The organism is Paenibacillus haidiansis (genome assembly GCF_036553665.1).
Lineage (GTDB): Bacteria > Bacillota > Bacilli > Paenibacillales > Paenibacillaceae > Fontibacillus > Fontibacillus haidiansis.
On record NZ_JAZHPZ010000006.1, the window covers coordinates 238,311 to 252,440 of the forward strand.

The window sequence follows — 14,130 nt, forward strand, 5'->3', positions numbered from 1 at the left end:
TGTCCTTCCTTGATGGAAAAATCACAAAATTTGTCTTTCAAAGAGTGGACACTTATTTATGAAAGAGAAACAGTTCCCTCTCGTCCTATAAATCAACATGTAGTAAGTTGTTTTGTTCAAGACCCGCAAAATATAGATTTCGGCGGTTTTCGAGATATCACCCTGTCGTGTCCGCCTGTCGGGTGGACACTTTTTGCATTTGTCCGCTCTTGAAATACAAGGGGATCAAATGTGCAGCGCAAGTACGCTGACTACCGCCGCCCTCCCCGGCGCTTGGCCTCCAGCAGACGGCCAAGCCGGTCGGCCCCCTGCGCGGCATCGCCGGCGCCGGGACCGCGTCCGGCCTCCTCCTGCGGAGAGGAGGGCGGCTTGGGAGAGTCCGCCCCTCCCTGCGGGGGGCGGACCGGCGCCTGCGGCGGGGCGGCGGCGGTGGCGGGAGGCGCAGCGGGGGTTGTGGCGGTTGCGGCGGCGGATTTCCCGCCGCTCTCGCCGGACCCGCTGCCCCCGCGGGCCTCGCCGCCCGCGCCGTAGAAGGCGGCCGCGCGCGATTTCCGCGCGGCCAGCCGGGCGAGCCCGGCGTCCCCGGGGGACGCGCCGGGCTCTGCCGCTGCCGCCGCGAGCGTTCGGGCGCGGCGGCGCCATGGCATGGCGTCGGCGACGAGCGCCGCCATGCGGCCCCACGGCAGCGCCAGACGCCGTACGGCGATGTCGGCGAGCCAGAGCAGGAGCGCCGCGATCAGCAGCGGGCGCTCCCAGCTCCGCAGCGTGCGTTGCGGCTCCGCGGCGAACGCGAACGCCGCCTCCGGCGCGTTCCAGTCCAGAACGCTGCCGCCGGTGAGGTCGGCCAAAGCCTGCAGCGTGTCCTCCTGTTCATCCGCCTGCAGCAGATACTCCGGCGAATACGGGATCACGAAGCCCGTTCCGGTGCCGCCGCCCTCGATTTCCTCTCCGTTTGCCCCTTGCAGCTGCAGCAAAAACGAACCCGGGGAACCGACGGACATCGTCCCCGAATAGACGCCCGGAGAAACCTGGACGAGCTTCACCCGCTCCTCTCCTCCGTCTTCCCCGCTAACGAACGCCGCCAGCTCATTCGGGGCGTTCTCGTTTTCGGCCGCCACTTCAAACCGGACCTCATTCCCTCGAACCGTTGTGTTCACTTCATAGGGCGAAGCCGCAAACTGCGGGAACGTCCATTTCACCATCTCCGTAAACAAACCGGGAAAGCTTGGCCAGGTCACCCAGTCGCGCGACCATTTGCCGGTCAAATCGCTGGTCCAGGCCACCGTCCGTCCGGAGCCGTACTGCCACCTTGCCAGGAGCGGATCCGGCTCCGGGCTGGACAGCACCGTTTGCGCCGTAGCTTTCGGCGTTGCGGCGACATAACCGTAAATGCTCGGCAGCCCGCTTTGGAACCAGGGGCTCCAGTCCCCGGGCTGAACGATCGCCGGTACAAAAGGCTTGTCGACGATATATGTTCTGGCAATCATCGCCGCCTCGCGGCTGAAAATCGCTGGCAGCGTCGTCTCGTCCTGGACAAAGTAATAACGGCCCTTCGCGCCTTTTGCGAGACTTTGCAGCAAATTGACGTCGGCATCGTCCCCCACGGCTACCGTGGACATCGTGATTTTGCCCTCGTTCATTTTATCAAGCAGCGCCTCATAGCCCGAATTCACGGCCGATTGGCCGTCGGTGAGCAAAATAATATGTTTCCGCTGAGACGTGGCCTCAAGCATTTTTTCCGTCGCTTCCGACACCGCCGGGAATATATTCGTTCCGCCCGCGCTGGGGATGCTGTTGATTTTATTCAGAACCTCGTCCTTGTCATCCAACGTCTGCGGCTCGACGACCCACCACGGCTGATCGTCGAAAGCGATCACCCCGACCGTGTCCTTCGGCCGCAGCAGTTCCACCGTGCGCATCGCCGACTCTTTGGCCAGCTCCAGCTTGGCTCCGCCCATACTGCCCGAGCGGTCGATCACGAGGATCAGTCCGAGCGAAGGAATTTCGCGCTTGCCTTCCAATTCCATCGACACCGGAAGCAACTGCTCGATCGGCGTTTGGAAGTAACCGCCCATGCCGAAGCTGTCATCCCCGCCGATCATCATAAATCCGATGCCGTAGGAACGGACCGCCTGTTCGATCAGCTCCATTTGCTTCCCTCCGACCTGCTCGCCGGACACATTGTTAAACAGAATACTGTCGTATCCCGCATATTTCACGAGCTCCGACGGAAGCATCCCCGGCGCGATGACCGAGTAATCGATCAGACCCGATTTCAAAGCGTGTTCGAGGTTGGAGGAGGTCCCGCTTTTTCCTTCCACAATCAGCACCTGCGGGCTCCCCGTGACCCGGGTAAACGCAAAGTTCGCATTGTTGGCCGACTGCTCGTCGCCTTCCGCATAAATTTCCGCCCGGTAGCGGTGCAGCCCCGGCTCCTTGGCCAGCCCTTGCAGCGAGAACGAATTGCTGCCGCGCGTGAGCGACACGCTATGCCGGCCGATCTCCCGGTTGTCTTCATAAAGCCGCAGCTCGGCCGTTCCGGAGAAGGTGCTGCCGATCTCCACCTCGAAAGCGAACGATTCCGCCCGGTACAATTTTTCCGGCACTTTAAAACTCTCGACGGCGGCGTCCTTTATCGCGGGCTGAGCGACTTTCAGCACATCTACGGCAATCCCGCGTTCTTTCAGCAGGGCCGCTTCGTTCAGCGCATTCCCGACATTCTCCCTGCCGTCGGAAATCAGCACGATTCTCCGGTTCTCCCGGCCCTGGAACAGGCTCCCCGAGAGCTGCAAGCCTTTGGCAAGATCGGTGAATTCGCCATTGACCGCCGCTCCCTGGCTTCCTTCGGCAACGCGCCCGGAATCCAGCGCTTTCTCGATGACCGCATCCAGGCCGAGCGATACGATCCCGGCGCGATCCTCGGCTCCTTTTCCCTCGGCGGCCTTGCCGATCCATTCGCGGCTCGAATCTTGCTCCTTCACGCTGGCCGAGCGGTCGGTCACAAACACGATCTCTTTGTCCTTCACCAAAGTAAAGGTTTGAAAGCCTGCCAGCAGCAATACCAGCAGCGCCAGGATGGCGGTCCTTAAGGAGACGGCCCATGTTTTGCGGCCGCCCTTCAGCCTGAAATCCGCCCTGTAGGCATAAACGGCGAAGGCCGCAACCGGAATCAGGAGCGTTAGCAGCCAGGGATGGTCAAATTGAACGCCCACGCTGATACACCCCCCATTCCGTCAAAATCACGATGAGCGCCAGCAGCGCCGCCAGATAGACTAGTGAATAGCGCGACTTGGGCATAGAATTGTCCTGCCCATTGCCATTCAGCGTTTGAGCACCTGATTCGGCTCCGGCAATCGGTAACGGTTGCGAGCCTTGAAGCGCGGATTCGGCCGGATCGGCGGCCACTTCCAGCAAGAAGCCCGGCAGCTCGGCTCCGTCCGCTCCCTTGCTTTCAAACCGCCATAATCCCGGGATACTGGGCGCTTGCTGGCGGGACAGAATCACGCCCTTCTCCTGCTCCGCGGGAATGCTCTCCGCCCCTGTCCGCAGAGCGTACCCGTCCGCGGGAACCCAATCTGCGGAGGCGATATCGGCTCCTAAAGGGATGTCGACCGCGGCTCCCGCGAGCGAGCGTCCCAGGCCGGTCGCACGCCCGGATTGCAGCCATTCCACCGCGTTATCGACCAGGATCGGGAACTCCGGCCTTAGCGGTAGATCGCTGTCCCCGAGCGCGAACAGGAAGACAAGCCGGGCCTGCCCCTTTTCCAATCCCGCGTAAGCCGCCGGACGGCCGCCGATGCTTATAATCGTTTCACCCCATAACGGAATCTCCGCATCCAGCAGCAGCCCGGTCGGCGGATCCGCCAGCGAGATATACCGGGTTACGGGATGGGTTAAGGTCTCGGTCTTACCATTATCGGGTCTTATTTTCTCTCCGTTGCCTCCCCATGTCCACAGCGGGGTTTCACGCAACAGCGTTGCCCAGTCGCCGTCTTGCACAAACGCGGGCGCGGGCCCGTCGATCACGACGATGTCCGGTTTAACGCCCGGCGGTGCGGGCGGCTTGGCTTCGCTCTCCCTGCCGGCTTGAGCCGCCGGATTCATGACGGTGACCCGGGCTCCGGTCAATTGCAGCGCTTTTTCCAGAAACAGATTCCCGGAGGACAGAAGCAGGATATTCGGCGAGTCCGCCTTCTCCCGGAAAGCGAAGGCTTCATTATCGGCGGCGTAGGAATCCTCCCCGCTCAAGGCGAGCCGATAAACCTCGGCGGAGGGCAGCTCCTCGAATGAAACCGAAGCGCTTCCCCCGCCTTCTATACTTACAGGCTTGGATGCACTCAATTTCCCGTCGCCGTATACGTCCAGGGATGTTTCAAGCGGTGTCTCCCCGTAATTATTGACGACCGCAATCCCGGAAATGACGCCGTCTCGACCCGGCTTCACGCCGAATTGTTCGACAGCGGTGTTACCTTCCCCGCCATCTCCCGGAGCAACAACCTGTACCGGAACCTCGAATTCGATGTTCCCGGAACCGGCGGCGGCATTCCACTGGCCGTCCGAGTAAATCAAGACGTTCGCTTCCGGATCGTCTCGGGTCAACGCCGCCGCCAGGGAAAGCGTCTCCCGGTAGGCTGCCGGACCGTAATCGGCCGTCATGGCAGTCACGGCCCGCTGAAGCGCCGCCCGGTCGATCTCCCGGGACAGCAGCACCTGCGGCTGGCTCCCCAGCTTCAGCAGCGTGATTTCTTCCTCCTTGCCCATGGCGTCTATATAGGCGATGAGCTGTTCCTTCATCTTATCAAGCCGGCTCTCCCGCTCATCCTTCCCGCCCGGCTCCGACCCCGCCGCCGCGCTCATGCTGGCCGACGTATCGGCAATGATCACCGTATGTCCCTGGCGGCCGCCCTGGACCCATACGAAAGGCAGCATCAGCGCGGCTACGAGCAATGCGGCGGCTAGGAGCTGCAGCCAGAGAAGCAGCCGGTTTTGCAGCTTTTGCCAAGGCCGGTTCGCCTCCATATTGCGGAGAATACGGGTCCATAGCAAATGGCTCGGCACGGCCGTGTCGACATATTTCCGTTTGAACAAATACATGATGATAATAGCCGGTAAAGCCAGGCCGAACCACAGCCCCGCCCATGAAGCAAATCCCATCGCCGCTTCTCCTCTCCCGCGAATGTCTTTTCTAGTAAGCCGAAGCCCCCGCTCCGCGAAGCAGCGTGAAAACCCCCTGCTCCAGCGGCAAATTGGTCGGCATTTGAACGAAACGGATGCCCCGCTCGCTGCAGTACCCGGAGATTTCCCCGGTATACCTGCTCAGCTCATTTCTGTAGGCCTCCAGCACCTTGCCGGTAACCGCGACTTCCTTCCCGGTTCCGAGTTCGCTGTCGACCAGCCGTAAATCCCCGCTCAGCCCGGGATGAAGTTCATCCTCCGATACGACATGCACAAGCACGATCTCCTGGCCCGCGGCCAAAAAATAAGACAACGCCTCACCTAGTGCCGCAGCGCCGCCTTCCAGCCACAAATCCGAAAAAATCCAAGTCATTCCGGGCTTAACCGGAAGCGCCGGATAGCTTCGTAAAGCCGCAGACAAATTTCCGGGACCGGATGCGGAAGCTTCCTGCAAAAAGGAAAATAATTTCGAGGCCGAGGCTTTCCCGCGGACCGGGGGCAGCTTTCTCCCGACCTCGGCGGCAAACAGGGAGGCTTGGACCCGGTCTTCCGAAGCTAACGCCGTATATCCGACGGCGGCGGCCAGCTTTTTGGCATATTGCAGCTTGTTTTCGGCCGGCCGCTCTTCCCCTGCTCCCGGCGACGCTTCTCCGCCGAAATCCATCGACGCCGAAATATCCAGATAAAGGTAGACGTTCATCTCCTGCTCGTCCCAATATTGACGAATGAACGGCCGGCCTGTCCGCCGGTATACGCCCCAGTCAAACCGCCGGATGTCATCGCCCGGCGAGTACTCGCGGTAATCGGCGAACTCCAGGGAGGCGCCGAATTGGCCGGAACGCCGCTTGCCCTGAGCCGTGCCGCGCACCCGCCGCGACGAATGGAGGGATAACCGTTCCAAACGGGGCAAAAGGTCGAGCGGAAGCAGCGGAGCCGTCATCTTGAGCCCTCCAAGGCCGCCAGCACCTCTTCGATGATCCGGTCCGGCGAAACGCCCGTCGCCTGCCCCTCGAAATTGAGAAACAGTCTGTGGCGCAGCGCGGGAACGGCTACCGCCGCGATATCGCCGGTGGATACATGCAGACGTCCCTTGGAGATCGCCCGTACTTTGGCGGCCGAGATGATCGACTGGATGCCGCGCGGTCCGGAACCGAACCGGACATAACTGCGCACGGCCGCGGGGGCGTTCTTCTCCTCGGGGTGAGTCATCATCAGCAAGCGGACTCCATAGTCCAGCACTTCGTCGGCCAGCAGCACCTCCCTGGAAGCTCTGCGGATTTCCATAAGCTCGGAGGCATCCAGTTTCTTTTCCGGTACCGCCCCTCCCCCCGATGTCGTCCGGCGGACGATCTCCTTAAGCTCCTCCGGAGACGGGTAACCGACGTGAATTTTGAGCATAAACCGGTCGAGCTGGGCTTCCGGCAACGGGTAGGTTCCTTCCTGCTCCAGCGGATTCTGCGTCGCCAGCACGAAGAAAGGCTGCGGCAGCTTCCGCGTTTCCCCGCCTACGGTAACCGTCTGCTCCTGCATCGCTTCCAGCAGCGCGCTCTGGGTTTTCGGAGACGCCCGGTTAATCTCGTCGGCCAGCACGATGCTGCTGAATACGGGGCCGGGCTGGAACGCCGTATCCGCCGTCCCTTGCGGCCCGAAGGTGATCACATTCGTCCCGGTGATATCGCTCGGCATCAAATCCGGCGTAAACTGAATCCGCGAGAAAGACAGGTCGAGCGTATCCGCGATCGTCCGCACCAGCACGGTTTTGCCAAGGCCCGGAATCCCTTCAAGCAAGGCGTGTCCCCCCGCAAAAATACACCATAGCATCTGCTCCACGGCTTCCTGCTGTCCAACGATGACGCGCCCGATTTGCTCGCGCACATTCGCGATCGCTCCGCTCCAGGATTCAACCTGAACCGACGGTTCCAACATGATCTATCTCCTCCTTGACTTGTTCGCTTACGAACCCGGATCGATTTCCGTAAAATAGCTCTCCACCAGGCTTTGCATGCTTTGCGGCAAATCCTTGCGATCCAAAGAACGCTTGGCTTCGGCCGCATAATCGCTGTACACCTCTTCATACGGACGGCTTACCCCGTCAAAAATGGGGGATTCGCCGCCGTTTTGCACGCTGCCTCCGGTGGACGGCCCGCCGTCGTTCTGCACATTGCCGCTGCCTTGCAGATTCCGGGGCGTCGTCACCAGCGTACGGCCCCCGCTGCCGAGGCCGGCCCCGGAGCCCTGCCCCTGGCCTTGCCCGAAGCCCGTTCCGCTTCCTGTGCCGCTCCCCGAGCCGCTGCCGCCGCCATTGCCTACTCCCTGGCCTGCCCCGGAACCGCTGGCTCCTCCGGCGGCCCCTTGGCCCGCTCCCGGAGGAGCGCCGTCCGCGCCTCCGGGTTCGCCGCCGCTACCGGCCGGCGAGCCTCCGGCGGCCAGCTGTTCGGCGCTGCCGCCCATGCTCCAGGCGTCCGATACGGCAAGGCCGGAGGCGGCCATATTTTCGGCCAGACCCAGCCCTTGCTTGGCCAGGGCCGAGGCCAGCCCGGCGGCAGCGGCGGATTGGCCGGATTCGGCGCTCGCGGCTTGCAATTGCCGCTCCAGCGCGGCGGCCAATTCATCCAGCGCCAGCTCCGCTTGTTCCCCGCTGCCGATCGCCGCAGCGGCCTGCTTCAATGCTTCCGCAAGCCGCCCCGCGTCGGCATCGTTCTCAGGGGCCGACTCGGCCAGCCGTTTGAGCGCTTCGGCAAGTCCTTGCCGTTCTTCCTTGCTCAGCCCCGGCAGCTTTTGCCTAAGCTGCTCCATTTTTTCGTTCAAGTCCGCCGCATCCTTTTGCTCCAAAGCCTTTCCCAGACCTTCCGTCTCCGGGTGGCTCTTCCAGGCTTCCAGCCACTCCGCCCGCTCCCGCTGGTTTAAATCCAGCTTGTCGGACATTTCCTGGAGCGCCTTCATCGTCTCCTCGACCTGCGTAAGCGCCTCTTCCGGCTCTGGGCTTCGGTCCAGCGCCAGCTTCAAATCGGCCATCTCCTCGGACAGCGCGGCTTTGGCCAGCGGCTCCAGTTCCTTGGCCTCCAGCTCTTCGATCAGCTTGTCGGTCTCCTCTTTCTGCGCGGCGATCCATTCCCGCTCCTTACGGTTCTGGTCAACGACGCCGTCCATCGGATTCGGCAATACGGCCAGCAGGACCGCCGCCAGCAAGCCGGCCGAGGCCGGAATCAACCATCGGCGCTTGGGCGGGAACGGCAGGCGCTGCTTAAGCTCCGACCGATAGGCAGCCGCATATTCCTCCGCTTGCGAACGCTGCAACCGGGCCGGCAGCGAATCGTCTCCGGCGAAGGCCAGCGCCGTCGCCATCATGTCCTGCCGTTCCTCGCCCGGCTGCGCGCGGTCCATCGTGCGGGCGGCCTCGGCGAACGGAATCTTGTGGAGAAGCCCCCACAGCCAGCCTGCCGCGATCAGGACGATCAAGCTTGCCGCGGCATATGCTTTTGCGGACTCGATCGGCCACAGCCGTCCGGCCGCCAGACAAAGAGCGGCGGTCATGTGCCCCGCCGCCGTTCCGTAACGGATACCGTCAAGCTCCCGGAACCGCCGCAAGCGCCGGCGTACGGCGTTTAGCTCCCGGTACATTTTTTCCATGTCATGCCGCCCCCTCTCCTTCGAACTAATGGCCTGTCAAATCACTATCCTTCAGCGGGCTGCGGATCGGATTTCCGGACTTTGCGCCGCTTTCGTCCCCGCACCGGGCGGATACTGCGAATGGCGATCCACAGGAAGAAAATGATCACCACGCTGTATACAATCAGAAACTCCAGCCACAACTCGATCGGCGCTCCCGCTTGCAGGTTTCTTCCCTGCACAAGAAACGCGGAGTCCGAGAAAGAAGGTTCAAAAATGCTGATCATCGCCCCGGCCGGATTAAGGCCGAGCAAATAACCCACCCAGGAATAATCGCGCGGAGGCGATCCGGAGCTATAATAATTCGCCTGATCGATGCTCATCGCAAACAAAAAGGCAAGGCCCGTCACCAGAAATATGACCAGCCCGACCCCGTAGGTCATTATGACCGACAGCATCGTCCGCTTGAACAGTGTGGAGAAGCATACGCCGATCGCGCCGAGCAGCAGCATCACGAACAGATAGAACAGGAAGACGGAAATCAGTTGGCTCGGCGATACCCCGCCATACAGGAATACAATGCTGTACACGGGCAGCGTCGCCAATATGATCAGCGTCATGAAGCTGAGCGAAGAGACCAGTTTGCTTAAAATAATCGTAGCGGAGCTCTGCTGCGTCGTAAGCAGCATGTTCAAGGTCTGCTTCTCCCGTTCTCCGCTGATGACCCCGGCCGTCAGCGCGGGCGTCATAAACGCGATCAGCACGAGCTGGGCGATGCTCAGCGCGTAAAACATCAAGCGGCTCATGCCGGAATCGATATTGCCCGCCCGGGATATCCCGCCCGAGGTCATCACGTAGATGATCCCCATCGCCAGCAGCCCCATGACCAGGATGTAAGCAAGGATCGAAAAAGCCGATCTTGGCGTCCGCATGCGCAGTCGGAATTCCTTGCCGAGGACGGGGTTGATCAGTACTTTACGCCAGTTCATGGTCCGCCCCCCCTTTCGTAATCTCCAGGAATACATCTTCCAAATTGCTCTGCGCCTCGTGAAAAGAGACGACCTGATACCCGCCGGCGATGATGCCGCCGAGCAATTGCGCCTGCTCCGCGTCCCCGCCGCCGAAGTGGACGTGAACGCCGGTCTCGTCGTGCAGCACCTGGCTGACATGGGCTTCATCCCGAAGGGAGAGCGCCAATTCCTCCGCATGGTCCATCACCCGGATATGCAGCACTCTTTTGACCCGAAGCCGGTTTTGGATATCGCTCACCTTGCCTTGGGCGACCATTTCCCCGTGTTCAATCACGCCGATCTCGTCGACCATCTCGGCAAGCTCCGGCAAAATATGCGAGGAGATGATGATCGTTTTGCCCATGAGCTTCAATTCCTTCAAAATTTCCCGCATCTCGATGCGGGCCCGGGGATCGAGACCGGAAGCCGGTTCATCCAGGATGAGCACCTCGGGATCGTGCACGAGGCAGCGGGCCAGACAAAGGCGCTGTTTCATCCCGCGCGACAGACTGTCGACATAGGCGTCCTTTTTATCGCTCAAATTTACCAGCTCCAACAGCTGCGGAATCAATTGCTCCCGCTCCGCTCTCGGAATGCCGTAGCTGGCCCCGTAAAAGTGCAGATATTCCGTCGTTTTGAACTGATCGTACACGCCGAAGAAATCCGGCATATAGCCGATTCTTTTCCGCACTTCATGCGGCTCCTCCGTCACTTCAAAGCCGCCGACCTTGGCCGAGCCCGAGGTTGGCGCCAGCAAGGTGGCCAAAATGGACATTGTCGTCGACTTCCCGGCCCCGTTGGGGCCGACAAAGCCGAACACCGTACCTTTAGAGATCGAGAGATTGACATTTTTCAGCGCCGTGAAGGCACCATAGGTTTTCGTCAAATTTTTGATTTCAATCATTGGGCGACGCTCCCCGTCAGCGAAATTTCCGGCAGATCGAAGGCGGACCACTCCTCGGCCGTGATTTTGATTTTCAAGTACCCGCTATTTATATAAAAGTCCGAATCCTGGGAAAAATCCATTTCATTTCCGTTGGTTCGCTCCATACTTTCCCATTGCTGATTTTTTTCATTCCAAATCATCGCGGCAAGCCCGGTCGGAAAGCTCCAGCGCAGCTTCAATTGCGAATAATGGGTTTCCGTATTCTTGGGCAGTTCGTATTCGAGCGTCATCTCGCCGGGAGACATATCGACCCTGCCCGTTCCCGATTTTGACCATTCGCTGGAGGTCGTACCGCTGATCCGCGCCCCGATCAATCCGTACGGAATGACCACTTTCCCGTTTTGCTCCAGATTCGGCTCAAAGTATTGGGTATACATATTCAGCTGCTCGGTCGCCGGATTCTCGCCATTCACTTGGTATTCGTTCTGCGCATCCCGATTCCAGGCGATCAGGACGTATTTTCCGACTGAAGCAGCCTGATTCATGAACACGTTGACCATGCCCCTTTGCCGCTCCAGTAAATAATCGTCCTGGTTGTTTGATGCGTAGGGAAACAACGCCGAGCCGTAATCGTTGTAAGCTGCGGACGAAGCGGCCGGCAGCGTGACGGATTTCCCCTTCGGAATATCGCCCAAAATATAAATTTCTCCAGGCGCAAGCAAAGCCGCTCCGCTTAAATCGTAATTCGTCCCGTTCGTTACGGTGCCCTGCAAACCTTTATCGTCATAGGAAGCTTTGATGTTCAATGCGCCGGATTCGATTACCTCCGCACGGTCCGGCCACAGCTTTGTGATCGAGCGGTGCGCCGCATCCCGCAGCTTCACTTCGGTGGCATCCTCTTTGACCCGGAGCAGTTGACGGTTCGAGCCGTCCTGCCCCCCTTGCAATAATCCGTCCTCCCGGGAAACGGACACATACGTCCCGGCCGGGAACGTCAAATTGTAGGTGCCGCCGCGGGGAACGAACAAGGCCGAGGCGACCGACCGTACGGCCCCGCCTTTTCCGTCCATTTCGACGATGCTTAGCGTATGGGCGCGCGTGCTCGATTTGCCGGAGGTTCCGGCCAGATAAATCCCGCCGCTGGCAATGACCGCGATCAGCGGAATCAGTCCCCAAGCCCACTCCCGTTTATCGAATTTTTTCAGCACATAATAAAGGAGGGGGGCAACAATTACCGCATACCCGAGCAGCAGCCAGAACAGCAAAGAAAACGGCGGCAGTGTGAGGGACGGGAAATAGTCCAGCAAATAACCGAAGTCGGACATTAAATTTCCGGTAGGGACGTTCCCGTACATCGTTCCGTTGTTCGCGGAAAACTCCTCGCGCAGCACCCGGTTCCATACCTCGGCATGTCCTCTCCATTGATACAACGGGTCCATCGCCAAATCATAAGCCGCATAGTGAACCTTGCCTTTTCCTACATCCCATGAAGCAAACATAGGTATTATCCCCGCCGCTATTTCCTCTTTGGCGCCCTCCTTCAACTTCGCCGCAGAGAGGGGAAAAGGTCCGCTCAGTTCAAGCGGCTTGCCTCCCGCCTTCGCCAACTCCGGCAAAGCCGTAACGTCCGCTCCGCCCTGCCATTCGACCGGGGACAAATCTTCAAATCCTTGGGCGGTTTTGGGATAATCCTGACCGCCGCCAAGTACCAGAGAACCTCCCTTGCTTACCCATGAGCGAATCGCTTCCGTTTGTTTAGCGGTGAGTGTATCGGCCGGAAAATTGTTAAGTACCAGTACATCCAGCGCGGACAGGAGAATCCCGTCTTCCGGAATTTGCTCGCTCTTTAGCGGGACTACAACTTTCGCATCGTTCCCCGATGCGCTCAAGGTCGCCAGAAAATTCATGCTGTCCGGATCGGCGGCCAGAACGCCGATTATTGTTCCGCGTACTGCGGTACTCTGTAAAGAAGTGAGTCTGCCGGAAGCGAACGGAATATACTTCCCCGATTCCGCCGAGCCCTCATAAAAACGAATTTCGCTGTTATTCCTGTCGAACGTGTTCCCGACAATGCCGAACGTCACCGTTTTGGCCGTTCCGGCGGGCAAGTCCACCTGTTTGACATGGGAAACGGAAGTGCCGTTATACGGAATTTCCGTCCGCACGACTAGCTCCCCCGATATATCGCGGTCGCTGGTCAGCGTAATCGTAAGCGGACTCCATTCGTTCATCTTGAGCTTCCCGTCAAAGCCCGTCTCGCTTTGAATGGCGATCGACGGCTCCGCCGCGCGGGCGGCTCCCGGAACCATAGCGCTCAGGCCGGTGAATAGGATGAGTCCCAAGAGAACCATGGCCGAGTACCGTTTTATTGAATAAAACACGAAACGTTCCCCTCTCCTTGTATGTATTTCATTTCATGAACTCCTTCTTTACTTTAACGGTCGGGAATGCTGAAAAGTTACCTTTTCCGGAAACAAAAACCGCGCGGCAAAAGCTGCTGTCTGCCGCGCGGTTGAAATAGTATAGCTTATATAAATACGACGGTTTTGTTCTGATGCACGAGAATCCGGTCTTCAATATGCCATTTGACCGCTCTGGCCAGCACCACCCGCTCGATCGTGCGACCGATCCGCTTCAATTCGCTCACATCGTCGCGGTGGCTGACGCGCTGAACGTCCTGCTCGATGATCGGCCCGCCGTCCAGTTCCTCCGTTACATAATGCGCCGTGGCGCCGATGATCTTCACGCCGCGGTCATATGCCTGGGCATACGGCTTCCCGCCGACAAAAGCAGGAAGAAAGGAATGGTGAATATTGATGATCCGGTTGCGGTACGGCTCGATCAGCGACGGAGATACGATCTGCATATATCTCGCCAGCACGATCAAATCGACCTTGCCGTTGATGATTTCAAGCTGCTTCCGTTCGGCCTCCGCCTTGGTGTCCGGCGTCACCGGAATATGGTAGTAAGGAATGCCGAAGGACTCCACGTATTCCTTCATGTCGGGATGATTGCTGATCACCATGGAAATGTCCGCGTCCAGATCTCCCGCCTGCCAATGCCACAGCAGTTCGACCAGGCAATGGTCCTCCTTCGAAACGAGGATGGCGATCTTTTTCTTTTGACTAAGCGGATACAGATTCCACTGCATCTCGAATTTGTCCGCAATCGTTTGAAAGTCCGCTTTGAGGCCGGCTACCCGGTCCGCCAACTGCTCCAGGTCAAATTCGATCCGCATGAAGAACATGCCGCCTTCCGGATCCATCGTATACTGGTCCGACTGGACGATGTTCGCGCCATGCTGGTGCAGGAAATGCGATACGGCGGCGACGATGCCGGGGCCGTCCGGACAGGATATCAGCATCCGGGCCCGATTGTGTTCATAAGGTTTGGCGGAGCGTCCGCCCGCTTTGATACGTGTGTCCATCTTGCTCTTTTCCCCCTGTTTCT

9 protein-coding genes are annotated in these 14,130 nt (G+C 59.5%); all 9 read right to left on the reverse strand.

Annotated elements, in window-relative coordinates:
• Window positions 1–251: 251 nt before the first annotated feature.
• The 9 genes from V3851_RS14560 to purU all read right to left on the reverse strand — a co-directional run bounded on the left by V3851_RS14560 (window position 252) and on the right by purU (window position 14,107).
• Window positions 252–3,212, reverse strand: coding sequence for a VWA domain-containing protein (locus V3851_RS14560; RefSeq protein WP_331847280.1), 2,961 nt, complete (start codon window positions 3,210–3,212; stop codon window positions 252–254).
• Window positions 3,196–5,154, reverse strand: coding sequence for a vWA domain-containing protein (locus tag V3851_RS14565; RefSeq protein WP_331847281.1), 1,959 nt, complete (start codon window positions 5,152–5,154; stop codon window positions 3,196–3,198). The genes V3851_RS14560 and V3851_RS14565 overlap by 17 nt, the downstream gene beginning before the upstream one ends.
• A 31-nt stretch (window positions 5,155–5,185) precedes the next feature.
• Complete coding sequence (locus V3851_RS14570) at window positions 5,186–6,115, reverse strand: DUF58 domain-containing protein (protein WP_331847282.1); 930 nt, start codon at window positions 6,113–6,115, stop codon at window positions 5,186–5,188.
• The gene (locus V3851_RS14575; protein WP_331847283.1) at window positions 6,112–7,101 is read right to left on the reverse strand and encodes an AAA family ATPase; all 990 of its coding nucleotides are present in this window, start codon (window positions 7,099–7,101) and stop codon (window positions 6,112–6,114) included. The genes V3851_RS14570 and V3851_RS14575 overlap by 4 nt, the downstream gene beginning before the upstream one ends.
• A 27-nt stretch (window positions 7,102–7,128) precedes the next feature.
• The gene (locus tag V3851_RS14580) at window positions 7,129–8,805 is read right to left on the reverse strand and encodes a phage tail tape measure protein (protein WP_331847284.1); all 1,677 of its coding nucleotides are present in this window, start codon (window positions 8,803–8,805) and stop codon (window positions 7,129–7,131) included.
• A gap of 44 nt (window positions 8,806–8,849) precedes the next feature.
• Window positions 8,850–9,773, reverse strand: a complete 924-nt coding sequence (locus V3851_RS14585; protein ID WP_331847285.1) for an ABC transporter permease — start codon at window positions 9,771–9,773, stop codon at window positions 8,850–8,852.
• Entirely contained in the window at window positions 9,760–10,698 is a 939-nt protein-coding gene (locus V3851_RS14590) for an ABC transporter ATP-binding protein (protein WP_331847286.1), read from the reverse strand. The genes V3851_RS14585 and V3851_RS14590 overlap by 14 nt, the downstream gene beginning before the upstream one ends.
• Window positions 10,695–13,061, reverse strand: a complete 2,367-nt coding sequence (locus tag V3851_RS14595) for a DUF7408 domain-containing protein (RefSeq protein WP_331847287.1) — start codon at window positions 13,059–13,061, stop codon at window positions 10,695–10,697. Before V3851_RS14595 ends, V3851_RS14590 begins: the two co-directional genes overlap by 4 nt.
• Before the next feature lie 146 nt (window positions 13,062–13,207).
• Window positions 13,208–14,107 (reverse strand): formyltetrahydrofolate deformylase, encoded by a 900-nt coding sequence (purU, locus tag V3851_RS14600; RefSeq protein ID WP_331847288.1) that lies wholly within the window; start codon window positions 14,105–14,107, stop codon window positions 13,208–13,210.
• Window positions 14,108–14,130: the final 23 nt, after the last annotated feature.

Excerpts from the sequence above, each read along its gene's own strand:
- V3851_RS14575 (WP_331847283.1), bottom strand. The coding sequence starts at position 7,101 with ATGTTGGAACCGTCGGTTCAGGTTGAATCCTGGAGCGGAGCGATCGCG.
- V3851_RS14585 (WP_331847285.1), bottom strand. The coding sequence starts at position 9,773 with ATGAACTGGCGTAAAGTACTGATCAACCCCGTCCTCGGCAAGGAATTC.
- V3851_RS14580 (WP_331847284.1), bottom strand. The coding sequence starts at position 8,805 with ATGGAAAAAATGTACCGGGAGCTAAACGCCGTACGCCGGCGCTTGCGG.
- V3851_RS14590 (WP_331847286.1), bottom strand. The coding sequence starts at position 10,698 with ATGATTGAAATCAAAAATTTGACGAAAACCTATGGTGCCTTCACGGCG.
- V3851_RS14570 (WP_331847282.1), bottom strand. The coding sequence starts at position 6,115 with ATGACGGCTCCGCTGCTTCCGCTCGACCTTTTGCCCCGTTTGGAACGG.
- V3851_RS14565 (WP_331847281.1), bottom strand. The coding sequence starts at position 5,154 with ATGGGATTTGCTTCATGGGCGGGGCTGTGGTTCGGCCTGGCTTTACCG.
- purU (WP_331847288.1), bottom strand. The coding sequence starts at position 14,107 with ATGGACACACGTATCAAAGCGGGCGGACGCTCCGCCAAACCTTATGAA.